Raw genomic sequence first — 24044 nt, 5'->3', positions numbered from 1 at the left:
GGGAACGTTCGATCGGCCGTCCGGCGCGCGGGCCGACTTTCCGCGTTCGCAAGCGAGGCTCTTGTGGCCCGCGATTTCATCGCGGCTGTCGCCCCAGTGGCCGGCGCCGGCACATCCTGATTCGGTGGTCCCGCTCCCCCAGGTCCATCAACAAGTCGGACTGCCGGGCGACCCGGCAACCGTGATCCACGGCAGAGCAGCGGTGGCATCGGGAGCTAGGATTACCTATCCATCATTGACTTCCCTAATGGCATTAGTGAATCCTTGAGCATGTAGAGCGAAGGAGGAGAGACGTGGACCGGCGGGCACGCAGGCGCGAAGAGACCATCAGCGAGATCCTCGACCTGTCAGTGGAGGTCATGGCGGAAGAAGGTGTCGCCGCGCTGAGCCTGGCCGAGGTGGCACGGCGAATGGGGATGCGGACACCCTCGCTGTATCAGTACTTCCCGTCGAAGACGGCGGTCTACGATGCGCTGTTCGGTCAGAGTGCCCGCGACCTCAACGAGACCCTGCACAAGGCCACGGCCGGGTTGGACGTGCTCGATCGAGTGCGGGTCGGCGCATTGAAGTTGATCGAGTGGACGCGGCGCAATCCGGTGCGCGCGCAGTTGCTGTTCTGGCGGCCGGTTCCCGGTTTCGCACCGTCCGCGGAGTCCTTCGCTCCTGCCGTGGACAACGTCACCGAGGTGCGAGCCATCCTGGAGAGCGCCGTCGCCGCCCGTCGTCTGCACCCCGGCGCCGCCACCGACGAGGGAGTCGCGCTGCTGAACACCCTGGTGGCCGGAGTCGTCAGCCAGCAGATGTCCAACGAACCGGACGCCCCGGTCGGCGAGGGCCGCTTCGAGCGGCTGGCGCCCACCGTCCTGGACCTGTTCTTCACCCACTACGCACCTCACGGAGGAGGCGACCAGCCATGACAGCAGAGGCCGCAATAAACGTCGGGGCCGTCCCGATGACGAGTCCGGCAGACGCCTACGAACTGCGAGCGGCGGAACTCGCAACCTGGGACGGCCTCCTGGCCGACCTGACTCCGGCCGACTGGGACAAGCCCACCGTCTGCGACGCCTGGACCGTCGGCGACATCGTCCGCCACCTGATCTCCCAGGCCGAAGAGCAGATCCGGCCCTGGCTGTTCCTGCTGCGCGACCGCAAGGCGGCCAGAGCCTATCCGGAACTGCGGCAGCTGGACGCTCACATGCGATTCGGGGCCGCGCTCCACGCGGGCAGGTCTCGCCAGGAAGTGATCGAGCGCTTCCTGACACTGTGGCCCCAGGCCAACCTGGTCATGCGCCGCCGCCCCGCCCTGGTCCGCCGCATGACCTTCCCCTCCGAGGACGGCCACTTCGGCGCCTTCCGGCTCTCCCTCGCCGAGGTCTACGACGTGTTCCTCCCGCGAGACCTGTGGATGCACCGCGACGACATCAGCCGGGCCATCGGCCGGCCGCTGGAGACCGGCGCCCACGACCGGCTCGTCGTCGAGCAGGTCCTGCGCGACCTGCACGCCCGCTGGACCGGGCACCCGGTGACGCTCGAACTGACCGGTCCGGCGGGCGGCACCTTCGAGATCGGCGACGGCACCCCGGACACGACCGTCCGGCTGGACACCATCGAATACCTGCGCGGCCTCTCCGGACGCGCCGACACCCCTCCCGCCGCGGTCGTCACCGGCGACCACGACATGGCCGCCCCCGTGACCACCGCCCGCGTCCCGTTCTGACCCCTGCCTCCGTCGCGCCGGAGTCGTGGCGACAGCCCACTCACGCTCACCCGTCCCCCACCGCCTCGACGGGATCATTCCGTACGCATCGCTGGAAGACGCACAGTACGGAGCTCTCGCCGGCACTCACCGACGCGGGCCGGATGCCCGAGTGAGGCCGGAACAGCCGCCTCGAGATCGACCCGCCGCCCGATGTCTTCCCGTTCCCGACCTTGCTCGCAGCCGTGCTCCATACGGGCGGGGAATCACGTATATCCAGACATCACATACCGGACATATTGAATTATATTATGACAGAATACCTAATATAGGATTAACGCCGTCAATAACAAGATAAGTAATCTACAAAAGCCGCCAATCATCGTTTGTTCGAGCGATGGTGAGGAAAATAAGACATTGCATGGATAACCCGACACAAATGCCGGGTCGAATTTCTCGGCTATTTAGAGAAATCGAAATAGGACACAAGTCCGTTCAAGGGGGAACCAAATGCCCAACTTGAAAAGTGTCGTCGGGGCTCTCGCAATCAGCACCGCGCTGACCGGCGGCGCCCTTACGGTCGCGACCGCTTTCACGAGTGCCGCGAACGCCGGCGTCATCACCGGTTGGGGCGATTCCGGGGGCGGCTGGAGCGGCAGCGATTGCGGACGCAGCAGCGACTGTGGCAGCAGCAGCTGCAGCCGCGGGAGCGGGTGTGGCAGCAGCTGTGGCCGCGGCGGCTGCGGCGGCGGCGGCGGCTGGGGCGGGTGGGGCGGCGGCTGCGGCCGCGGAAACCACAATCGGAACTCCAACCATCAATCCCAGCATGCTCGCCAGCACGAACACCAGAGTCAGCACCTGATGCGCGACTTCACCTTGCAGGTGTCGCCGTTCCAGACGAACTGCAGCCAGGCCAACCCGTGGCAGAACTCCAGGACACGCTCCGCCGGAGGGCCGACCACACCGTTCATGTAGGGATAGACACGATCCCGTGATCCGGCCTCCCTGGCCCTGCCATCGCCAGGGAGGCCGGCCAATGCACGCACGCCGGCCGGCTCGACATCTGGTCGATCCGCCATCGCCGAGCTGTGAGCGGCGATGAGTGCCCCGGAACGCGTTCCGGGGCACTCATCTCATTGGTCGATCGCCATGATGCCCTCGGGGACACCGGCGACCTCGACCTGGCGCCAGATCGAGCGCCAGCGGGGCAGCTCGTGGTAGCGCCGCAGCGCGGCGATGCCGCCCAGCCAGCCGGCCCAGCCCGGGTACGGCGGATTGGCGGGGTCGAACCCGCTCTGCATCACGGTGAGCCGGGTCTTGCCGTCCGAGCCTTCCAGCTCCCAGCTGTCGGTCTGGCCGTCGCCCCACCGCAGGGTCGCCTTGCGGCCCGGTTCGAACTCGACGAACCGGGCCCCCTCGGGGTCCAGCTCGAACCCGCCCATCGCGAACCGGCCGCCCACATAGGGCTCGATGTCGACGTTGGCGCCGAACCACTGGCGGAACTGCTCCGGCCGGGTCATCGACTCGAACACCTTGTCCGGTGCCGCGTCGATCACCACTGACGCGTGCAGTTCGGCGGACGTGAAGTCGCACTTGGGCGTCAGCTCACGACCGGCCAGATAGTCGGCCAGGTTGGCGATCGCCAGCGACCAGAACGTCTGCAGCGCGCCACGGGCACCGGCCGTGCCGGCCAGCACCTCCGAGAAGCCCGGCAGGTCGCTCTGGCTCAGCGTGACCAGCGTGCCGTCCTCGTCATCGGCCAGCTCGAACTGCACCGTGGACTCGACCCCGTCGACGGTCCAGGCGAACCGGATGGTGCGCTCGTCCACGTGCAGCACGCGCTGGTGCGGCTCAGCGCCGTCCGGCGTGGAGCGGCCCCAGAACTCGTACGTGCCGGGCAGGTCGACGTCGGCGTGCTCGGTCAGCCACACACGCAGCGCGGCCGGGTCGGTCAGCGCCTCGAACGCGACCTTCAATGGGGCCGGAACGACCGCGCGCAGGCGCAGATCAGGTTCGGTCATCGGGATCTCCCTTCGGATAGCAGGCGACGGCCAGGCGGAACGCGTCGCCTTCGGCACCGCCGTAGCGCGTGAACAGGTCCTGCAGCGTGTGCTGCAACTCGTCGAGGAACGCCTTGCGTTGCTCCGGGCGCACCCGGATGTCTCCGGACACGCCGATCGACGGCAGGTCGGGCCGGGTGAGGTCGAGCGTGGCGACGTCCGCCTGCACGTCCTCCATCAGGTCGATCAGGTAGCCCAGGCTGAGCCGGTCGCGGGTCTGGCGCAGCCCGATCCGGCCCACCAAGCTCGGGGACAGCCAGTAGGACCGGCCGGCCGCTTGGTAGATCCCCTCGTGAATCCCGCGCACCCGGCGCTCGGCCACCTGACGGACCAGGCCGGCCTCCAGCAGGCGCTTCACGTGGTAGTAGACCCGCTGCGGGGTCTGGTCGAGCTCGGCCGCCACCTCGGTGCACGACCGGGGCTCGGCGAGCTGCCGCAGCACTTCGATCCGCTGCGGCTTGAGCAGAGCCTCAGCCTGCTCGATCTGGTCGAGGTAGACGACGTCTCTCATAACGAAAATCAGTCTTTACGTACAAAAATTTTTTGTCAATGAGGCGAGACTGCGCGTTCCTCTTCGATGCGGGGGTCAGACCGGGGCCAGCCGATCAAAAGGCCGGATCCCCATAGATGGGATCCGGCATGTCGCCGCCGTCACTCCGCAACCGGGCCCGGGACTCCATCGGCACCTGTAGGCGCAGCCGCCATGGCGTCCTCCCATGCGCGCAGATATATCTCGATCGCGTGCCGGTTGCGTTGTAGCACGTCGATGCGCCGTTCGATGCTGCTGAGTTGACGTCGCACTCCGTCCAGATCTTTTGCCGGCCGGCACGCCGCGGCCTCCGTTTGTTCCTTCTCGGCCTCGAGACAGGGCAGGATCTCGCGGATCATCTCCGTCGTGAAACCGGCGTCGAGAAGTTCGCGAATCTGCAGGACACGGTCGACGGCAGGCTCGCCGTAGGTGCGGTATCCGTTGCCGCTCCGGAACGGGTGCAGGATGCCGACCTCTTCGTAGTAACGGAGCAGCCGCGGTGCGACACCCGTCTTCGCGGCCAGATCTCCGATCTTCACATCGCCCTCCTTGACTGGGAATCCGTGCAGCCGGTGCGCCTCGCCGTCGCACCGTAGGCGGCTCACCGTCGGCCGCTTGACCTTCACATTAATGGAAAGGTTTAGCTTTTCCGCATTCCCAGACCTGCCGAAACGGGTTGATCAAGGCCGCGTCGACAAGAAAGTGAGATCAAGAGATGACGACGGGTTCCAGGACGAACGGAAACAAGCCGGGCGGTGGCGGATGGACCGCGGACCGAATGGCCGAGCAGAAGGGCCGCACCTTCGTCGTGACGGGTGCGACCAGCGGTCTCGGTCTGCTGACGGCGCGTGAACTCGCGGCGCACGGCGGGAGGGTACTGCTCGCCGTCCGTGATGCGGCACGGGGAGAAGAGGTGGCGTCCTCGCTGCGTAGGGCGTATCCCGGGGTTGAGGTGGAGGTGCGTCAGGTCGATCTGCTGAATTTGAGCTCGATCCGCCGGGCGGCGCAGGAAATCGGCGAGGAGAAGTCCGTCGACGTGCTGGTCAACAACGCGGGCATCTCCATGGTCGAGCACTCCGTGACCGCGCAGGGCGCCGAGCGCCATCTCGCCGCGAATCACCTCGGCCACTTCGCGCTCACGGCGTTGCTGGAACCGGCGCTGCGCCGCTCGCCGGCGCCGCGGGTGGTCACCGTGACGTCGTACATGCACGAGAAGGGCGAACTTGATCTGGACGATGTCGCGTGGTCGCGGAAGTACACGCCTCTCGCCGCCTACTCGGCGTCGAAGCTCGCCAACGCGGTCTTCGGTGTGGAGCTCGCCCGGCGCGAGCAGTCGTCATCGTCGCCGATCACCAGCATTCTCGCGCACCCGGGCTACAGCAACACGCCGATGCAGAGCAGGGGCACCGGGATCACGGGGATCGTCATGCGCGTTTCCGGCAAGCTCTTCGCGCAGAGTCCGGAGATGGGAGCGCTGCCCCAGCTTTTCGCCGCGACCGAGCCCGATCTCGCCGCCGGCTCCTACATCGGACCTGACGGTCGGGGCGGACGGTCTGGACATCCCGCACACGTGCAGCTGTCGGCAGTAGCCCAGGATCCGGAGCTCGGCCGTCGCCTGTGGGAGCGCTCGCAGCAGCTGACCGGCATCCACTGGCACACCACGGAAATCTGAGTGGTTCCGCTGGTGGTTACGTGTTCGTTCTTTGAAGCCGGCTCAGGCCTCGGTCTGCTTGGCTGCGCACAGCTTGGCCAGAGCACTCTCGGACGGGCTGCCGGGTTCGGGTGCGGCGCTGAAGATGCGCAGATCAGGGAAGCTCTCGAAGCGCAACGCTTCATGCCACACGTCGAACTGGCCGACTTCACTGCGGTACAGGCGTACGAACCCCGAGGTCCTGACCTGTACGTCGTGGCGAGCCCATAGCTGGCGAAATGCATCGCTTCCCCGCGAGAGCTCCTCGATGAGCTCGCGCAGGCGCGGGTCGTCGTGGTTCGCGCCCGCCGCGGCTCGCAGGTGGGCGACATTGGCCGTGGCCTCCTCTTCCCAGTTCCGCCAGAACTCGTGTGCCGCGGGGTCGAGGAAGGTCAGCCGGATGAGATTCGTGTTGTACTCGAACCCCTCGAAGATGGCGCGGGCGACTCGGTTCGTGGCCAGTATGTCCAGGCGGCGGTTCACCACGAACGCCGACATGGGTTCCATGTACTCGATGAGGCGCAACACGTGAGGACTGATCCGATCGGCCTCCCAAGCATCCTTGTTCTCGGATACCCACGGGCGCGCCAGCGCGTACAGGTGCTCAGTGGCCGCGGCGTCGAGTCGCAGGGCCCGCGCCAGTGCGGAGAGCACCTGATCCGATGGGTTGCGTTCCCGGCCCTGCTCCAGCCGCGTGTAGTAATCGACGCTGACACCGGCCAGCATCGCGATCTCCTCGCGGCGTAACCCCGGAGTCCGGCGAAGGCCACCCGTACGTGTCAACCCGGCCTGATCAACGGTGACGAGCCGGCGCCGAGCACGGAGAAACTCTCCCAGCGAACTATCCATCCCAGCCCATGGTAGGAAGCACCAGGTCAAAGGCGGGTAACAAGACCTACCGGCGGCTGGATTGCCGAGTCCGGCGCCTCCCCTGGCCACGGCACGGCCGAGCCGAAGAGGAACGAGCGCAGCGAGTGGTCGAGCAGCAGCGGCGTCCCGGCCTCACGCAAAAGCGCGGTCGCCTCGTTCGCGAGCGGGCTGTCGGGAACGCTCACACCGGCGACGATTTCGGTCATGGCGTCATCCTTCCCGGCGCCCCGGCTTCGGCCAGACAAAATCCAGATACGAATTTCGCAAGACATGACATATGAGAAAACAAACGGTGCATCTGCGCTGGACCTCAGCCAGGGCCGCCCGTCTGGGCTCGGCCGACGTCGGGACCGGCGCGGTGCGGCGGATCCCGCACTCCGCCGACATCGCTCGTGCACCACTGAAGTGGCGGAAGCCGTCGAGCGATGACCCTCGCGTGACCTGCGCTTACGTACGATTGCTTCTTGGTTGGAGAACCGGGCGGAACCCCATGATCGGGGCACTGGCCGCGCGGAAAACAATTGCATGAACGGCTCATTTCTCGCCGAAGAGATAGGGAAGATCTTCGAGAACGAGTAGGTGAGAAAAATGAGGAATCACGCGAAAAACACGACCACGGACGCTGGCCTTCCTGTGTCCAGTGACGAGCATTCGCTCACAGTCGGCCCCGGTGGGCCCAACCTGCTGCAGGACGCCTACCTGATCGAGAAGCTGGCCCACTTCGTCCGCGAACCCGTGCCTGACCGGGTGTACCACGTCAAGGGCGGCGGGGCCTTCGGATACTTCGAGGTGACCGCCGACGTCAGCCAGTGGACCAAGGCCGCCTTCCTCAACCAGGTGGGCAAGCGCACGCCGATGCTCGTGCGCTTCTCGTCGGTGGCCGGCGAGGAGGGCTACGCGGACACCGACCGCGACGTGCGCGGCTTCGCTCTCAAGTTCTACACCGAAGAGGGAAACTACGACCTCGTCGGCAACAACACGCCGGTCTTCTTCGTGCGTGATCCCATGAAGTTCCCCGACTTCATCCACTCCCAGAAGCGCATGCCCGACAGCGGCCTGCGCAGCAACAACATGCAGTGGGACTTCTGGACCCTCTCGCCGGAGTCGGCCCACCAGGTCACGATCCTGATGAGCGACCGGGGCACGCCGCGTACGTGGCGCAACATGAACGGCTACAGCAGCGACACGTACATGTGGGAGAACGCCGGGGGCGAGAAGTTCTGGGTGAAGTACCACTTCAAGACCGAGCAGGGCATCCAGAACATGACCGACGCGGAGGCCAAGGCCATGTTCGGCCAGGATCTCGACTATCACCGGCGTGACCTTCGGGAGGCGATCGACCGCGAGCACTACCCGTCCTGGCGCCTGGAGATGCAGATCATGCCGTACGAGGACGCGGCCGGCTACCGCTTCAACCCCTTCGACATCACCAAGGTCTGGCCGCACAAGGACTACCCGACGATCCCGATCGGCCGGATGGTACTCGACCGTAACCCCGAGAACTTCTTCGCCCAGATCGTGCAGGCCACGTTCGACGTGGCCAACTTCGTCCCGGGCATCGGCCCCAGCCCGGACCGGATGGTCCTGGGGAGGATGTTCGCCTACGGCGACTCGGCGCGCTATCGCATCGGGCCGAACTATGCGCAGGTGCCGGTCAACCAGCCGATCAGCGAGGTGCACAACTACAACAAGGACGGCCCGATGCGCTACTTCCACAGTGGCGACCAGCCGGTCTACGCGCCGAACAGCTACGGCGGCCCCAAGGCCGATCCGCAGCGCTACCGCGATCCCGGCTGGTTCGTGGACGCCGCCGAGATCATGCGCACGGCCTACGAGGCACACCGGGATGACGACGACTTCGTCCAGCCCGGCACGCTCTACCGCCAGGTGATGACCCCGACCGATCGGGACCATCTTGTCGGCAACATCGTCTGGCACCTGAGCCAGGGGGTGGAGCGCTTCATCCAGGAGCGTGCCGTCAAGGACTACTGGGCCAAGGTCGACTCCGACCTCGGCGCCCGCATCGCCCACGAGTTGGGGCTCGCGGTCGTCGCACGCTAGGGACACGTCCGCGGGCGCCACCGACGGACCGGCGTAAGGACGCCGGACGACCTCACGGGAGCGGAGTCGGCGTTCGGCGAAAGCTGGGGGGAACATGGACGTCGGCCTCGGTCTGCCCATCAGCGATCCCGCGGGCCTGATGGAGTGGGCGCGACGCGCGGACGAGGGTCCGTTCAGCACGCTCGGCCTGCTGGACCGCCTCGTCTGCGACAACCCCGAGCCCATCGTGGCACTGAGCATGCTCGCCGGGGCCACCTCCCGAATTCGGGTCCAGACCGAGGTGCTGCTGGCCCCGCTGCGCGATCCCGAGGTGCTGGCCAAACAAACGGCGACTCTGGACCGCATGTCAGCCGGCCGCCTGACGCTCGGCATCGGGCTGGGCGCGCGACTGGACGACTACCGAGCGGCGGGCGTCGACGTGCACACCCGGGGAGCGCGACTGGACGAGATGATGAAAGTGATGCGCCGCATCTGGTCCGGGGAACCGTACGCGGAGGGAATCGGCCCGATCGGACCCAGGCCGGCCGCCGCGAGCGGACCCGAAGTGCTCTTCGGCACCTTCAGCCCGGCCGGAATCCGGCGTGCCGCCCGGTTCGGCGACGGTTTCCTGTGCGCGACCCACCTCACCGACGCCGGCCGCCTGTTCCGCACCACCGAAGAGGCATGGCGGAACGAGGGCCGCACCGGCCGCCCTCGCCTGGTGGCCCAGTTCAACGCCGTCCTGGGGCCGGATCACGTGGTCGAAGAGGCGCGTGACTCGCTGTACCGCTACTACAGCGGACCCCACTACCTGAATCTGCCGGCCGGGTTCGCCGAGGGCTCCGTGGCGAACATGCTCACCAGGCGCCGCCAGATCTCCGACGCGATCGCCCAGATGAGCGACATCGGCGCCCACGAGGTCGTGTTCTACTGCTGGGCGGCGGACGTGACCCAGGTTGATCGCTTCGCCGAACTGCTGAGCGGCGGTTGAGGCCCCGGCAGCGACCGGGGTCACGGCATGTCGCTGGGCGGAAGCACGATCAGGTCGAGCGGATAGTGTCCGTTGTAGGCGAGCCCGTGCTGGTTCCAGACGACGTCTTCCGGGCGTGGCTGGACGTTTCCGGCCTTGTCCTTCGCGCGCGACATCACGCGGTACTGTCCGGGCTTCACCCCTGGCCACGGCACCTCGAAACGCACCCACATATAGGGCTCGGGCGTGCTCAGCAGCCTTGCCGTACGCCATGGCATCTCCGTGACCCATCGGCCGGGCGAGGCGAGCTTCTCCACGGAGACGTCGACGCTTTCGATCGCACCGGCCCCGGACCAGGCCCGCCCGCGCAGGGTGATGTCACCCGGAGCGAGCGTGATCTCCCTGTCGTGCTCGATGGCGCTGCGCACGGGACCGACGCTCACGGAGGCCGGCGTGGGATAGGCGGGACCGGTGAGCATGTGATTCGTCTGCAGCCCTGCGGGCGGTATGCGGTGCTTCGACACCTCGATCTCACCTAGCCACTTGACATAGGTGACGGCGACCCAGCCCGAGAGCAGCAGGCGGAGCGGGTAGCCGTGGTCGATGGGCAGGTCCTGTCCGTTCATGCCGTACACCAGCAGGGTGTCGTCCTTGAGCACCTTGTCGGCAGGGGCGACCTGGGAGTAGTGGACCGTCCCACCGGGGAAGCCCGGGTCGGCGATGACGTCCAGCCCTGTGAACTTCACATCCACCGGGGAGTCGGCCCCCGCCGCCGCCAGCACGTCCTTGGCCCGTACCCCTTTCCACTCGGCGGCGCCCACCGCACCGAAATGCCACTGCGTGTAGCCGACCGGAAGCCACCGATTGTCGGCTCCGCCGGGCGGCAGCTTGGGGAAGAAGGCGGCACAGTTGGCGCCACAGTCGATCGTCCGCTTCAGCGTCACGGACGGCATCGCCAACAACTCGTCGTAGGTGAACGAGCGGGGGCGGGTGAGGGCGTCGCCGTTGAGCTTCAGCCGCCATGTCCGGCGGTCGATGTCAGGAGGTCGGGCCCTGTTGTGGATGTACATCCGATCGTTGGGGATCAACTCCCCGTATCCGCCGGGCCGGCCGCCGATGACCGCATGCCCGACCGGGCCCCACTTCATCTCCTGTGAGCCGTTCTCCCGCTGGATGAAATACCAGGACGGCGTCGCCTGGACGACGAAATTCGTCGCGTCGGCCGGGGACTCCGTGGTCGTGTCCGTGTCGGCGGCGAGGGACGCCTCGCGGACGAGGAACGGCACTGTGGCGCCCGCCACCGAGTACCCCAGAAACGATCGCCGTGAGCACTCCACATCAGAGGGCTCCTGAGGGCGGTCGGTCCCGTCCTCGCTGTGGTCCGGCCGGCGAGTCATCACGAGCACCTCCTGCTGCTCAGACATGGCGATCAGCACCTTTGTCGGCGCGTTCCCGCCTGGCCCTCCTCCTTGCCCGCCGGTCCCCTCCAGGCCGCGGTTCGATCAGGTCAGCAGGGCACGGGCGTAGTAGTCCGTACGGTTGATCACGCCTGGCAGGGCGAAGAAGTAGCCCCCGCCCGTCGGGCTGATATACGGGACGAGCATTTCGCTCTCCAGCCGCTGCTGCATCTCGACGTAGGTGCGCAGCCGGCGCTGGAAGCAGCAGAAGGCGTGCCCGGCATCCATGCGCCCGTTGACGTCCGGCGCGCGCATGTACTGGTAGCTGCGGCGCCAGATGTGCACCGGGGGCACCTTGGCCGGGACGTAGGGGTTGGGAGCAGCGAAGGGAGAGTCGGCTGTTTTCGGGTTGGCGAGGCGGACATGGCAGTTGAACGGCATGACCTTGCCCTGGGGGTCGTAGACCGTGGGCGAGTTCTCGTTGGTGCCGCCGTTCAACGGGATGCCGGTGACCTTGTGGCGGCCGATGATTCTCTGTTGCTGTTCAACCGGCACTTTGTCCCACTTATCCAGGTCAAATCTGACGATGCGGACTACCTGGTAGGTTCCGCCGGTCGTCCAGGCCGGCTCGGGGGAAGGCGCGTGCGTCCAGACGAACTTCTCGATGCGGCCCTCGACGTCGGTCAGGAAGTGGTTCGCCACGTCGTCGTGGAATCCGAGCAGGTCACGCGGAGTGCCGCTGGGCCGCTGCGGGCTGCGGAACCCGTCGATGCGCCACCGTTGGCGCATCAGCCCCTGAGTGCGGGCATGAAGGTCGATCAGCGCGTTCACCAGAGCATCGGTGTGGTTCGCGCACAGCTGCAGCAGAAGGTCTCCGTGGCATTCGGCCGGGTTGAGATCGTCGTGGGCGAAGGCGGTCATGGGGACCAGTTCGGTGGGTTTGCGGCCGGCTAGCCCGTAGCGGTCGTCGAACAGCGAAGAGCCGAGGCCGACGGTGACGGTCAGACCGTCCGGCACGAGGGTGCTGCCGAGGAGGCCGGAGCCCGACGAGTCCCGCGCGGGCCGGGCGGGGCCGCCACTGGTCAGGAAACGCGCCCGCGTGGTCAGCACGTGGAAAAGCTCGTTGAGCTCACTACGGTTCTCGGCAGTCACGTCGTAGGAAACGAAGATGCCCTGCTGCTGCGGCGTGCGCGGCGGGCTGGTGATGCCGGATTGGTGGACCCCGTGGAAGGGCACGACGTCACCGGCGATCGGAGAGCTCTCCTGGACCGGCTTGCCCGCCACGCCGATCAGCCCCGTGGCCAGCGTCCCTCCCATGAATGAGCGCCGGGAGTATGAGTGGGACATTCCTTCACGCTAGGAAGCCCACGATTACTCCACAAGGTCATGACCTCGGATTTTGGCGGACGCTTTGTAGCGGGCGGGGCAATTCCAATAATCGAGGGTATTGGCGTGATGCGATAAAAAGACCCTCTTGGGAGAGCGCAACCACCGGAGCCGATCAGAGACAGGTGCGCATGCACGGCTTACAACACCTCTCACCGGTCCAGGGTGCCGTGCTTGCCGGATCACCCGTCGGATTCGGTCAGAACAGCGTGTATCCGCCGTCGATGACCACCACCGAGCCGGTCATGAAGCTGGACGCCGGGCTGGCCAGGAAGACCACCGCCGGGCCGAGTTCCTCGGGCAGTCCGTACCGCTTCATCGCGGCCGGCTCGACGCACCACTCGCGGTACTCCGGCTGGTCCACCGGAGACGCCTCGGTGAGGATGTAGCCGGGAGCCAGCGCGTTCACCCGCACTCCGTGTGGCGCCCACTCGGCGGCCAACGCCTTGGTCAGCTGGTGCACCGCCGCCTTGGATGCCAGGTAGGCCGGCTGCCAGCGAGGCCGGTTGACGATCATGGCGGACATCGAGCCGATGTTGACGATGCTCCCGCCGCCCCGGGCGACCATCTGCGCGCCGACGGCCTTGGTGCAGTACCAGAGCCCGTCCAGGTTGGTGGCCAGCACCTCCCGCCAGACTTCGTCCGGGGTGTCCAGAGCCGGGCGGCCGATGCTGATGCCGGCATTGTTGACCAGCACGTCGATCGGACCTAGGTGCCGGGTGACCGATTCCACCATCCGGTCGACCTGAGCCGGGTCGGTCACCTCGAGGCTGACGGGCAGCGCCGTGATGCCGGCGTCGCGAAGTTCCTCGGCCGCCCGCTCGGCAGGCGGGAGGGTTCGGGCGGTCACCGCGACCGCGGCGCCCGCCTCGCCCAGCGCCTGGGCGAGTGCCCGGCCGATGCCGCGGCTGCCGCCGGTGACCACGGCGACCTTGCCGCGCAGGGAGAACGAGTCCAAGACGGTCATGATGGATTCCTGTCGGTCAGTTGGCGTACGGCCCAGCGCAGCGTCATCGCGAAGTGCAGCGGCGCGCCCGGCTCGACGATCTGGTGATGGCGGGTGTTGAGGCCGTTGACCGGCCCGGACAGCGGTTCGACGCAGACCGCGTCGGGTTTGGTCTCGCAGACGATCCAGTGGCCGGCCGCGCTTTCGACGGTCAGGTCGAGGCCGGGCCAGTGCAGGGCCGGCGGGCGGGCGACCGCGGTGAACGAGTCGTCCCACGGCCGTCGGCCGGGAGATGCGGAAAGGTGCTGCGGGATGCCGTCCTCGTCGCACACATAGCGCAGGCCGGGTTCGAAGCTGTAGGCCAGTTCCGGCCCGCCGTCTATCCGGCGCCTGAACCAGGGATGGAAGCCGACGATCGCCGGCATGCCGCGGTGTTCGTTGGCCACCGTCGCGCGTACCGTCAGCGTGTCCGGCGTCAGGTCGAACTCCTGCCGGACGGTGCCCCCGAACGGCCACCGGGTGTCCAGTTCGACGGCGATGGCCCGAGGTCCGTCGACGGTCCAGGCGCGGTCGAAGACCAGACCGTGCAGGGCGTGCGGGGCGATGTTCGCCGGCACCGTCCACTCGCGGCCGCCGAACGGGAACCTGGCCCCCTCCAGCCGGCCCACGAAGGGCGCCATCAGGAAGCTTCCGTACATGATCTGGGCGAGCCCGGGCGCGTTCGGGCCGCCGGAGCCCAGCAGTTCCGCATCGCCGACCCGCAGGGACGCCAGGCGACCGCCGTCCGCGGGGTCGACCCGGATGGCGGCGTCCCCGGCACTCAACTCGATCATTTGACGCTCCCCGCGGTCAGTCCGCCGACCAGGTGCCGCTCGATGGCGACGAACAGCGCCACGACCGGTACCGTCGCGATCAGCGACGCGACGAAGAGGTACTGATAGTTGGTCTGGTTGAGGCCGACGAGCTGCTGGATGCCGACAGGCAGGGTGACCCGGCCGTGAGTCGGGTCGTTGAAGACCGTCAGGGAAATGACGAACTCGTTCCACACCTGGATGAAGGTGAAGACCAGCGCCGTCACCAGACCCGGACGGACCACCGGCAGCATGATGCGCAACATCCGGCGCATCGGACCGAGCCCTTCCAGCATGGCCGCCTCCTCTATGGCCAGGTCCACGCCGGCGAACTGGCCGTTCATGATCCAGGTGACGAAGGCGAGGTTGAAGGCCGCGTTGACCACGATGATCGCCCAGTACTGGTTGACCCCGTGGACGTAGACGACCTCCTGGTAGAGGCCGACGACCAGTGCGACCGGGGCGAGGACCTGCGTTATCAGCACAAGGTTCAGGAACGCCGCCCGGCCGGTGAACCGGTTGCGGGCGGTGTAGTACGCGGCCGGCACCGCGACCACCAAAACGAGCACCGTCGAGGCGACCGCGATGATGAGGCTGTTGCGTAACAGCGAGGTCAGAGGCAGCACGTGCCAGACGTTCGTCCAGTTGCTCCAGACCCAGTGCTGCGGCAGGTAGGTGGCCGGCACCGCGTACAGGTCGGCGCCGTCCTTGAACGAGGCCAGGAACATCACCGCGTACGGAGCCAGGAAGAACACCGCGACGACCAGCCCGGCCAGCGGCAGCACCACGGGGCGCAGGCTCGGCCATATCTTCCGCCGGGTCCGTGCCGGCGCGGGGCTCACCGGACGGACCTGAGGTCCCCGGCCCCATCGGTCGGCGAACCATTCGGACACCGCCGCCCAGGTACGGCCCAGCCGGGTCTGCTGGTCGCGATCGGCGTTCACCGCTCGCAGATACAGCAGCACCACGACGATGAGAAGCAGCACGTTGAACACCGACAGTGCCGCCCCCTCACCGGTGTCCAGCTGCTGGCGGAAGGCGATCTTGTATGCCCAGGTGACGGTGGTGTCGGAGAAGTTGCCCGGGTTGCTTCCCGTGATCACCCAGATCACCGGGAACGAGTTGAAGACGTAGATGGTGACCAAGATGGTGGCGATCACCAGAGCCGGGCGCAGGAGCGGCAGGGTGATGTGCCGGTACGCCTTCCACGGGCCGGCGCCGTCCATCTTCCCGGCCTCGTAGACCTGCGGCTCGATCGCCTGCAACCCGGACAGCAGCACGTAGGTGGTGAACGGGACGGTCACCACGATGCCGACCGCGACCACCGACCAGAAGGCGTATCGGGGGTCCTGGTACCAGCCGACGGGGGCGCTGATCACACCGAGGTCCATCAGGAACCGGTTGACGATCCCGTTGCCGCCCTCCAGCATGTACCGCCACACCGTCGAGGTCATCACCAGCGAGGCCGCCCACGGCACGATCAGTGCCCAGCGCACCAGGCGCCGGCCGAAGAACCGCTGGTTCAGCAGTTGCGCGAGGCCGAGCGCGATCACGATGGACCCGCCCACGACGAGCAGCACCCACACCACGGTGTTGCTCAGCACGTTGGCCAGCGCGGGTTCGGCGAACAGCCGGCGGTAGTTCGCCAACCCGGCGAACCCGTGGCCGACCCCCGTCTCGTCGGTGCTCTGCAGTGACGTCCACGCCATCCGCACCGCCGGCAGCGTGATCACCGCGACGATGAGCAGCACGCTCGGCGAGATCCAGGCCAACGGGCGCCATGTATGGCGCCGCATGCTCAGTGCCACCGCTCAGCTGCCGTTGGCCTGCGTCGCCGAAGCCTGGATCTGGTCCAGGACCGACTTGGTGTCCGCGCCCGCGGTGAGCGCGGTGCCGAGCTGCGCCTCGAGGGTGCCCTGCGCCTTGGGGAAGCCGGGGTCGCTCGACGGATAGAACTTGGCGATCGGCAACAGGCCCACATACGGCGCGAAGTCGGGGTTGTCCTTGAGGGCGGTGGACGCCGACTGCGTGGTCGGCAGGAAGCCCTGGCTGGTCAGGAAGCGCTCGTAGTTGTCCGGCTGGTAGAAGAAGTTCAGGAACTTCGAGACGGCTTCGCTGTTGCCGGGGTTCTTGAACGACATCAGGTAGTCCTGCACGCCGAGGGTGAACTGCTTGGTGTTGTTGTTCACCGGAATCGGCGCCACGCCGTAATCGACGGTGGAGTTCCACTGCTTGAACAGGCTCGGGGCGAAGCTGGCGCCCTCGATCATGCCGGTCTGCCCGTTGGCGAACGGCCTGAAGACACCGTCGGTGCGGTTCGTCTGACCGGGGTTGGGCTGCGTCACCTTGTAGACGTTGGCGAGGCAGTTGAGGAAGTTCAGGGTCTGCACGTTACGCGGGCTGTCGACGGCCCACTGGTCGCCGGACTTCCAGTCGCCGCCGTTGGACCACATCCACATGGACCACTCGCCCTGGTTCTCTTCGGCCCCGAGGGGCAGCCCGTATCCGGTGTGCCCGGCAGCCTTGATCTTCTGCGCGTCGGCGACCAGCTCGGCCCACGTCGCCGGGGGGCTGCTGATGCCGGCCTTCGCGAAGATGTCCTTGTTGTAGAACAGCGCACGCGTGCTCGCGATCAGGGGCAGGCCGTACTGGACGCCCTGGTACACGCTGTTCTGCTTGAACGCCGGGATGAAGTCGTTCTCGACCGACGGGGCGACCAGCGAGTCGGCCGGCTGGAGCAGACCGTTGGCGGCCCATCCGGAGAACTTGTTCTCGTTCAGGACGTCCGGGTACTGCTTCGTCTGAATCATCGTGCTGACCTGCTGGTCGATGTTGTTCCAGTCGATGATCCTGACGTTGACCGTGTATCCCGGGTTAGCCGCCTGGAACTTGCCGGCCAGGTCCTTCCAGTAGGCCTCGGTGGTGCCGGTGTAGGCGCCGCCGACGAAGTTGATGGTCTTGGTGCCACCCGGCGCGGCCTTGGGGGTGCCGGTTCGCAGCGATGCCTGCTCGATCTGGGGGCCATGGCCGCCTGAGCCCGGCTGCCCCAGTGAGGCGGGGGCGCCGGCGGACGCCCCACTCGTGATCTGGTTGCAACTCGCCTCGTCGAGGGCGGCCGCCGACGAGGAGGAGGGGCCGCCGGCCGCACAGCCTGCGGCGGCCACCACCGCTGTGCAGGCGCCGATCAGCGGAAGCAGCCGAGCCCTACGCCTTGTGTTCATATGACACCGTCTCTTGCTTGAAGAACCACGTCCCGGGGGCGACGCCAGGCCCGCGGCCGGACGTCGGGAGTTAGTTAAGGTTAGCTACATACCTGGCTCTGTCAATAGGTCCCACTGGGGTTTTCCTGAGCCAGCTGATCATAAGTGCGCAGGTAAATAACTTATGGCAGACATATAGACCCGGCACCTTCGGCAAGGTATGTTCGTGCTCCGTACATACAGGTGGGGATGGTGATGCGGTGAGGCCACCAGCTGGACCACCGGCCGGGGCAGCCGATCGATCGGCGGCAGGAGGACGACGTGTCCGCAGTCGCGTTTCGCTCCGTACTGCACCGCGACTCCCACGGTGCAGTACGTTGTAACCTCCGCACGGCCGTACCCGCCCTGGGCGCGCCGCGTCGAGTGCTCCGCGGTGATCGGGAGGTGCATTAGCGTGCGATCAGAGTCGACCCGCCCCGCGCCACCGGACCCGACGCGCCGGCCGTACTCGCCGCTGATCTCCCCGAACACGGTCAGCCAGGTGAATCGCGCCCGGGTGATACAAGCCCTCTACGACATCGGCCCGCTCTCCCGTGCCGACCTGGCCCGGCTCACGGAGGTCAGCCGGGCGACCATCGGCACCATCGTGCAGCCGCTGATCGACAATGGAATGCTCGCCGAGGGCGATCCCCAGCCGAGCAGCGCGGCCGGCGGCAAGCCGTCGCGGCCGCTGTGGTTCTCCCCCACCAGCCAACCCATCGCCGCCGTCCATCTCCTCCCCGGGCACGTCGAGGCCGCCCTGGTCAGCGCGGGTGGCACGATCCTGAGCACGGCGACGCGCGAGTATCCGGCGGACACCCGCGACACCGGCTCGGTCGTCGACGCGGTCAATGACACGCTGGAGGACCTCTTCACCCCTGACCGGCCGACGGCGCTCGGCGTCGGCATCGCGGTCGGCGGCATCGTGAACACCGACACCGGCACCATCGTGCAGGTCAATCTGGCCCCCGGCCTGGCCGGCCTGCCGATCGGCCGGCTCATCGCGGAGCGCACTCGCCTGCCGGTCTACGTCGACCTGCACCCCCGCGTCCAAGCGCTGGGCGACCGCTGGTTCGGACAGGGGCGTGGGCTGTCCACCTTCGCCTCGCTCTACGCAGGCGAGGCACTGGGTGTCGGATTGGTGCTCGGCGGTTCGGTGCACCGCGGGCCGGGCGGCGCGGGCGGCGAGATCGGGCACAGCATCGTGCAGGCCGACGGACTGCCCTGCCAGTGCGGTCAGCGCGGCTGCTGGGAGACCATCGCCACGCACCGCTGGCTGCGCGACCAGGCGGTCCAGCTCAATCTGCCCTCGGCGCGCACCCTGACGGTCGGGCCGCTGGCTCGCCTCGCCGCCAAGGGCCACCCTGGTGCGGGCGAACTGTTCGACCGGTACGTCGACAATCTCGCCATCGGCATCACCAACATCCAGCAACTGCTCGCCCCCGGGCTGTTCATCCTGCACGGCGACGTCGTGGCCGGAGGAGAAGCACTGCGCGGGAAGCTCGAGCAACAGGTGCGACGACGCACTCCCGCTCATCCCGGCAGCCAGCCGCAGATCGCGTTCTCCGCACTCCATGACGATTCGACCCTGCTCGGCGCCGCCGGGCTCGTGCTCTCCCGATCGCTCCAGCTCACGCCCTGACGCGATTGCGGCAGCGGCCCACCCATGTCTCGCGGACTCCGGCCATCTGCGTCGCCGGGCTCAGCGCCGGCCGAGAAGGCGCAGTTGGTGGGAGCTCAGGGCGGAGACGTTCTGGTCGATGGGTGTGTCGGTGTACTGGTGGATGGTCCAGGTCTTCCAGTCGGCAGGCGGCGTCACGTCGCCCTTGGCTCTGCCGTAGTAGGCCACCCACAAGGGGTAGCCGGCCAGGCCGTGGCCGTAGGTGTCGGCGAAGTCCCAGCCGCTGTAGAACAGCGGGGTGGCGCCGGTTTCGGCCTTCACGTACGCCAGCCATCGCTTGGCCCAGGTGTTGACGTGGTCGACGGACTGGCCGTCTGTGGTCTCCAGGTCCAGCACGAGAAGGTCGCCCTTCTTGGCCGGCTGGTCGTTCACCACGGAGAGGAAGTGCTCGGCCTCGGCGATCGGGTCGTTGCCGGGGTGGCCGTAGTCGTAGGCGCCGCGCACCATGCCCTTCTTGCCCAGCTCCTGCCACTGCCGGGCGAAGGAGGGGTCGCGGTACGTCAGGCCCTCGGTCGCCTTGACGATGCCGAACTTCGCCGGGCTGGCGCTCCAGTCGTGGTTCGACTCGTAGCCGGATACGTCCTGGCCATAGGTCAGCGGAATGGCGTGCGTCCGATTGGCCGGGGCGACGGTGGTCGAGATCACCGACGCGGCCAAGGCCACGCCGCCGATGACGGAGCGCAGGCGCTTGCCGGCGCGATCCAGCCGGTGATGGACAGGCGATACGGTCGTGGAGAACCGATGGGTTGGCATGCGGAGTCGATTCCTTGCTTCCATGCCGCCGGGCCGGCTCACAGGTTCGGGCAGGAACTGCCTCACAGGGCCGACCGGCAGACGCCGGCGCTCGCCGAACCTCGCAAAAGTGATCCCCGGCTCCGCAAAAGTGCGGATCGACGGCCACGCGCTTCGGGACGGTCCCCGGGAGGCGCGCCACGGGCAACGAACTGGCAACGAGTACGGACCATGAGGGTCATCGGTACACGTGCCGCAAGTTCCGAGTATACAGAATACATCATACTAGTGCAAATAGGACGTATCTCCACATAGGGCGGAGGTGCCGTCACGCTGATCACGGCCAGGCCGTGTCAGGAATCCTTCAGGTATGCTCCGCCCTTGAAGGGGAGTAGTCCTTCGCCGGTCGTCGACACGCTGGAATCTTGAGAGATTCCCGGTGGCCGGGCCCCGCAGCGGGTGGGCGAGACCTTCGACCCAGAGGCGACGTGCGCGTTGCGGCGGGGTCGAGGTCCGGAGGACGGCTTCGGGCGTGGCTTCACCGCATGGCGCGGAAGGAACCGCCCCCTAATGATCCATTTTGTCATACTCATCGCCTGCGCCGCGATGATCTACCTTGCGTGCGAGTGGTTCGTCAACGCCGTGGAGTGGGTGGGCCGGCGACTCGACGTCGGGCCTTTGGCCGTCGGAACGATCCTCGCCGCGTTCGGAACGGCACTGCCCGAGAGCGCCGTCACCTTCGTGGCCGTGGTCTTCGGGACGAGCGGGCAGCAGAAGGACATCGGTGTCGGAGCCGCCATGGGCGGGCCCTTGGCCCTGGCGACGGTCGCCTACGGCGTGACCGGCTGGATGATGTGGACCCGGCGACGTCACCGCGTCCCGGTGACGGTCACGGCCTCGACGGCCGACGCGATCGCCGCCGACTCCTCTCCGCCCGCCGGATCGGGCGGAGACGTCGGGGAGACCAGGAAACTGGCCCGAGACCAGACCTGGTTCTTGGCGATCTTTGTGGTGAAGGTGGGCCTGGGACTGGTCGCCTTCGCCGTCAAACCCTGGCTGGGCCTGCTGTTCTTCGCCGCCTACGGGGTCTACTTCTGGCGCGAGATCCGCGCCGAGTCCGATCACGGCGACGACATCGACCTCGGGCCGTTGCTGCTTCAGCGCCGCCGGGCGACTCCGGCCACATGGGCGGTGATCGTCCAGACCCTCGCGACGCTCGCGATCATCTTCCTGGCATCCCGCATCTTCGTGGGGCAACTCCATGTGATCGGGCCGATGCTCGGGCTGTCGGCCGCGGTCACCGCGCTGTTGCTGTCCCCGATAGCCACCGAACTGCCAGAGATCATGAACGCCATCATCTGGGTTCGCCAGGGGAAGACGCACCTCGCTCTGGCGAACATCTCCGGCGCCATGATGATCCAGGCCACCGTGCCCAGCGGACTCGGCCTGCTGTTCACGTCGTGGCGATTCGACGCCCCGCTCCTGTTGTCCGGCGTCGTGACCATGGTCGCGATCGTCTACCTGCTGGTGCTGCTGAAGACGGGCCGGTTCACTGCCAAGACCCTGTCGCCGGCGGCCGCCTTCTATCTGATCTTCGCTGTATGCCTCACGGGCCTTCTCATCTGACCAGGCAGCCAAGCCGCCGAGACGGCGTTCCCGCGCGACGGTGCCGGGCACTGCGATTCCACGTCAGGGCGCGGCCGATGTCCTTCATGATCGCCCGCCGGCTACTCGGGGCGGACCTCACCGCACAAGGCGTACGTGAGTCTCTCGATCCACATCACCCGGATGAGATTGTCCGACCGGATCCACTCCGGCAAGGACGGATCGTCTGCGTCGTGCCGTGCGATCAGCAAGGCCTCGTGCAGCAGTTCCCTGCTGTCGGAGTACTGATCCCGAGTCGGCCACCGACGGAGCATCTCGGCGTGGCGAAGCTTGATACGCGTGATCATGGTCGGGCCGGTCGGGCTGTCGATCACCTGGGCAAGCAGTGCGCAGGTGTAGCGACGGGACTGCTGCATTTGCGAGATCCACAGTCTTTGCAGGTCCTGCGCGAGACGCAAGTCGTCCTCAAGCCCGTTCACCCAGTCGGTGATGCGCCGCAGGATCTCGAGATCGTCGAGGTGCCCGTCCTCGTCGTGCAGTTGTATGGAGGCGAGGAAGCGCAGTACTTGTCGCCGGTCAACCACCATGAATCCCCCTTTAACGGGTCGTATACAGTATACAGCGTGTCTGGCGAAGGCAGTCCAAACTCAAACGATCATTGGGTGAGGCGTCGCCTGCAGATGGCGGTGCAGAGGTCCCAGGAAGATCAGACATCAAGCCGGCCGCACGGCCACTACCAATTGGCGCCGCCGTCCGCCGATCGCAGAGGGACCCGCAGGACGAAGTGAGCGCCCCGATCGCTGTCCTGAATCGTCAGCGTCCCGTTATGGCTCTCCGCGATCTGCCTGGCGATCGGAAGGCCGAGCCCGGTGCCGCCGGAATCCTTCCTGCGCCCGGCTGCCAACCGTACGAAACGCTCGAACACCGCCTCACGATCGCCTGGGGCTATCCCTTCGCCGTCATCGATGACCTCGAGCACCGCCGTTCCCGCGTCAGGCCCCGCATCGTCCCCCTCACGCGACACACGAACGGTGACCTTGGAACTGGCGTGCCGTTCGGCGTTGGCGACCAGATTGTTGACCAGCCGCGCGAGCCGTACGGGGTCGCCTTTCACCACCGTTCCCGGGGCCACCTCGCAAATGATCTGCTTGCCGGATCGGCGAACGCATTCGGTGGTGGCGAGCTCCGCCAGGTCGACCCACTCGCAGGTGGTCGGCGCCCCGGCGTCCAGCTTGGCCAGTATCAGCAGGTCGGACACGATCGCCTGCAACCTGTCCAGGTCGGTGAGCAGGATCGTGCCCAGCCTGACCACGTCGACCTCGTCCGGGGCCAGCAGCACGTCCTCGATCTCTGTTCGCATCGCGGTGATCGGGTTACGCAGGTCATGAGAGATGTCGAAGGTGAACTGACGCTCCCGCTCCATCATGGCCTGCAGCTGATCCAGCGTCCTGTTCACCGTCGTCGCCAGATCATGAGCCTCCCGATAGGAGCGTGACGGCACCGGGACCCGCTCACTCAACCGTGTGGGTCGCAGGTGACCCAGCTCGGCCCGGATGAGTCTCACAGGCTCGATGTATCCGACGATGATCCGATAGCTGGCGAAGATGATGAGGCCGACAATGATCACCGTACCGGCGACCAGCAACAACGCCAGAAGGGGATCGACGTAGAACGGGATCGAGGGTGCGGCGCCGTACACGGTCCACGTCTTGCCGTTGTCGGTGGCTTGGACGGCGACGACCAGGGCGCACTCCCCTGTTGGGATCGCCTTACCGCAGATGACCTCGGTCCGCTCGCTCTCGGTGTTGGCGGGCAGGAAGCTCGCGATGGGCGGCCGTCCGCGCAAGTTCTCGGTGGAGGCGATCACCCTCCGCTGCGAATCGAGCACCTGGACGTAGGGGACCACCTGATCAGGGATCGGATTTCGCAATTCTCCCCGGGGGACGAGAGAGGCCACCTCGGTCGCCGTCCCGTTGACCGTGGCCGTGCGCGACTCAGTCGCCAGGCGGTGGACGATGAAAATGACCATCCCGGACATGAGCGTGCTCAGCAATGCGACCGCCACGCCGAGAAACAGCATCAGGCGAGCTCTCTCCGTATACCGCCGAACGCTCACAAACCGGGCCCCCTTTCCCATGACCAGTCCAGCACGTGGACTAAGCCCCCTCTCGGCAGGGGGTGGCCTTGAACGAACCTTTACCGTCGCGGGAGCGCTTTCGAGCGGTCCGTGGCAAAGAAGAGGTCCGTTCTCCAGCACAGACCACTGTCCACGCCGATCGCGAGGGACAACCTGTCGCGGAGGCGAAGAGCAGCCCCACCGCGACGTCAAGGGACCCCCGATGTCCAGTGGGT

21 protein-coding genes are annotated in these 24044 nt (G+C 67.0%); 7 read left to right on the top strand and 14 right to left on the bottom strand.

Annotated elements, in window-relative coordinates:
* Window positions 1-293: 293 nt before the first annotated feature.
* Window positions 294-917, top strand: coding sequence for a TetR/AcrR family transcriptional regulator (locus Psi02_RS37845; RefSeq protein ID WP_203980743.1), 624 nt, complete (start codon window positions 294-296; stop codon window positions 915-917).
* Window positions 914-1717, top strand: coding sequence for a maleylpyruvate isomerase family mycothiol-dependent enzyme (locus tag Psi02_RS37840; RefSeq protein WP_203980742.1), 804 nt, complete (start codon window positions 914-916; stop codon window positions 1715-1717). The genes Psi02_RS37845 and Psi02_RS37840 overlap by 4 nt, the downstream gene beginning before the upstream one ends.
* A gap of 1112 nt (window positions 1718-2829) precedes the next feature.
* On the opposite strand, the gene Psi02_RS37835 is transcribed toward Psi02_RS37840, so the two are convergent.
* The 3 genes from Psi02_RS37835 to Psi02_RS37825 form a co-directional block, all read right to left on the bottom strand.
* Window positions 2830-3717, bottom strand: coding sequence for an SRPBCC family protein (locus tag Psi02_RS37835; protein WP_203980741.1), 888 nt, complete (start codon window positions 3715-3717; stop codon window positions 2830-2832).
* The gene (locus tag Psi02_RS37830) at window positions 3704-4267 is read right to left on the bottom strand and encodes a winged helix-turn-helix domain-containing protein (protein ID WP_203980740.1); all 564 of its coding nucleotides are present in this window, start codon (window positions 4265-4267) and stop codon (window positions 3704-3706) included. Before Psi02_RS37830 ends, Psi02_RS37835 begins: the two co-directional genes overlap by 14 nt.
* 140 nt (window positions 4268-4407) lie before the next feature.
* Entirely contained in the window at window positions 4408-4911 is a 504-nt protein-coding gene (locus Psi02_RS37825; RefSeq protein ID WP_239095502.1) for a MerR family transcriptional regulator, read from the bottom strand.
* Between the two features lie 89 nt (window positions 4912-5000).
* Between Psi02_RS37825 and Psi02_RS37820 the strand changes: the two genes are divergently transcribed.
* Window positions 5001-5957, top strand: a complete 957-nt coding sequence (locus Psi02_RS37820) for an oxidoreductase (protein WP_239095501.1) — start codon at window positions 5001-5003, stop codon at window positions 5955-5957.
* A gap of 42 nt (window positions 5958-5999) precedes the next feature.
* On the opposite strand, the gene Psi02_RS37815 is transcribed toward Psi02_RS37820, so the two are convergent.
* Both Psi02_RS37815 and Psi02_RS37810 read right to left on the bottom strand, forming a co-directional pair.
* Complete coding sequence (locus tag Psi02_RS37815) at window positions 6000-6824, bottom strand: helix-turn-helix domain-containing protein (RefSeq protein WP_203980739.1); 825 nt, start codon at window positions 6822-6824, stop codon at window positions 6000-6002.
* Between the two features lie 26 nt (window positions 6825-6850).
* Window positions 6851-7051 carry a hypothetical protein gene (locus Psi02_RS37810; protein ID WP_203980738.1) on the bottom strand — a complete coding sequence of 67 codons (201 nt, stop codon included), beginning with the start codon at window positions 7049-7051 and terminating at the stop codon, window positions 6851-6853.
* A gap of 382 nt (window positions 7052-7433) precedes the next feature.
* Here Psi02_RS37810 and Psi02_RS37805 point away from each other — a divergent pair, with 382 nt between their 5' ends.
* Window positions 7434-8906, top strand: a complete 1473-nt coding sequence (locus Psi02_RS37805; RefSeq protein ID WP_203980737.1) for a catalase — start codon at window positions 7434-7436, stop codon at window positions 8904-8906.
* A gap of 94 nt (window positions 8907-9000) precedes the next feature.
* Window positions 9001-9876, top strand: a complete 876-nt coding sequence (locus tag Psi02_RS37800; RefSeq protein WP_203980736.1) for an LLM class flavin-dependent oxidoreductase — start codon at window positions 9001-9003, stop codon at window positions 9874-9876.
* Between the two features lie 20 nt (window positions 9877-9896).
* On the opposite strand, the gene Psi02_RS37795 is transcribed toward Psi02_RS37800, so the two are convergent.
* From Psi02_RS37795 to Psi02_RS37765, 6 genes are all read right to left on the bottom strand, one after another.
* Window positions 9897-11279 (bottom strand): molybdopterin-dependent oxidoreductase, encoded by a 1383-nt coding sequence (locus tag Psi02_RS37795; RefSeq protein WP_203980735.1) that lies wholly within the window; start codon window positions 11277-11279, stop codon window positions 9897-9899.
* A gap of 78 nt (window positions 11280-11357) precedes the next feature.
* Window positions 11358-12599 carry a Dyp-type peroxidase gene (locus tag Psi02_RS37790; protein ID WP_203980734.1) on the bottom strand — a complete coding sequence of 414 codons (1242 nt, stop codon included), beginning with the start codon at window positions 12597-12599 and terminating at the stop codon, window positions 11358-11360.
* 238 nt (window positions 12600-12837) lie between these two features.
* Window positions 12838-13605: an SDR family NAD(P)-dependent oxidoreductase gene (locus Psi02_RS37785; RefSeq protein ID WP_203980733.1), complete on the bottom strand. Its 768-nt coding sequence runs from the start codon at window positions 13603-13605 to the stop codon at window positions 12838-12840.
* Window positions 13602-14417, bottom strand: coding sequence for an aldose 1-epimerase (locus Psi02_RS37780; protein WP_203980732.1), 816 nt, complete (start codon window positions 14415-14417; stop codon window positions 13602-13604). The genes Psi02_RS37785 and Psi02_RS37780 overlap by 4 nt, the downstream gene beginning before the upstream one ends.
* Window positions 14414-16231 (bottom strand): ABC transporter permease, encoded by a 1818-nt coding sequence (locus tag Psi02_RS40525; protein WP_239095500.1) that lies wholly within the window; start codon window positions 16229-16231, stop codon window positions 14414-14416. Before Psi02_RS40525 ends, Psi02_RS37780 begins: the two co-directional genes overlap by 4 nt.
* A 15-nt stretch (window positions 16232-16246) precedes the next feature.
* Window positions 16247-17656, bottom strand: a complete 1410-nt coding sequence (locus Psi02_RS37765; RefSeq protein WP_203980731.1) for an extracellular solute-binding protein — start codon at window positions 17654-17656, stop codon at window positions 16247-16249.
* A 433-nt stretch (window positions 17657-18089) separates the two neighbouring features.
* Between Psi02_RS37765 and Psi02_RS37760 the strand changes: the two genes are divergently transcribed.
* Complete coding sequence (locus Psi02_RS37760) at window positions 18090-19316, top strand: ROK family protein (protein ID WP_203980730.1); 1227 nt, start codon at window positions 18090-18092, stop codon at window positions 19314-19316.
* A 60-nt stretch (window positions 19317-19376) separates the two neighbouring features.
* On the opposite strand, the gene Psi02_RS37755 is transcribed toward Psi02_RS37760, so the two are convergent.
* Window positions 19377-20108, bottom strand: a complete 732-nt coding sequence (locus Psi02_RS37755; RefSeq protein ID WP_203980729.1) for a glycoside hydrolase family 25 protein — start codon at window positions 20106-20108, stop codon at window positions 19377-19379.
* Between the two features lie 549 nt (window positions 20109-20657).
* On the opposite strand from Psi02_RS37755, the gene Psi02_RS37750 reads away from it, so the two are divergent.
* On the top strand, window positions 20658-21713 hold the full coding sequence (locus Psi02_RS37750; RefSeq protein ID WP_203980728.1) for a sodium:calcium antiporter: 1056 nt from the start codon (window positions 20658-20660) through the stop codon (window positions 21711-21713).
* Window positions 21714-21814: 101 nt separating this feature from the next.
* On the opposite strand, the gene Psi02_RS37745 is transcribed toward Psi02_RS37750, so the two are convergent.
* Both Psi02_RS37745 and Psi02_RS37740 read right to left on the bottom strand, forming a co-directional pair.
* Window positions 21815-22279, bottom strand: coding sequence for a hypothetical protein (locus Psi02_RS37745; protein ID WP_203980727.1), 465 nt, complete (start codon window positions 22277-22279; stop codon window positions 21815-21817).
* 146 nt (window positions 22280-22425) lie between these two features.
* Window positions 22426-23772 carry a sensor histidine kinase gene (locus tag Psi02_RS37740; RefSeq protein ID WP_203980726.1) on the bottom strand — a complete coding sequence of 449 codons (1347 nt, stop codon included), beginning with the start codon at window positions 23770-23772 and terminating at the stop codon, window positions 22426-22428.
* Window positions 23773-24044: the final 272 nt, after the last annotated feature.

The sequence above is a fragment of the Planotetraspora silvatica genome (genome assembly GCF_016863315.1).
Taxonomy (GTDB): domain Bacteria; phylum Actinomycetota; class Actinomycetes; order Streptosporangiales; family Streptosporangiaceae; genus Planotetraspora; species Planotetraspora silvatica.
The sequence above is the reverse complement of the archived record's forward strand: the minus strand, read 5'-3'. Positions and strand labels throughout refer to the sequence as shown.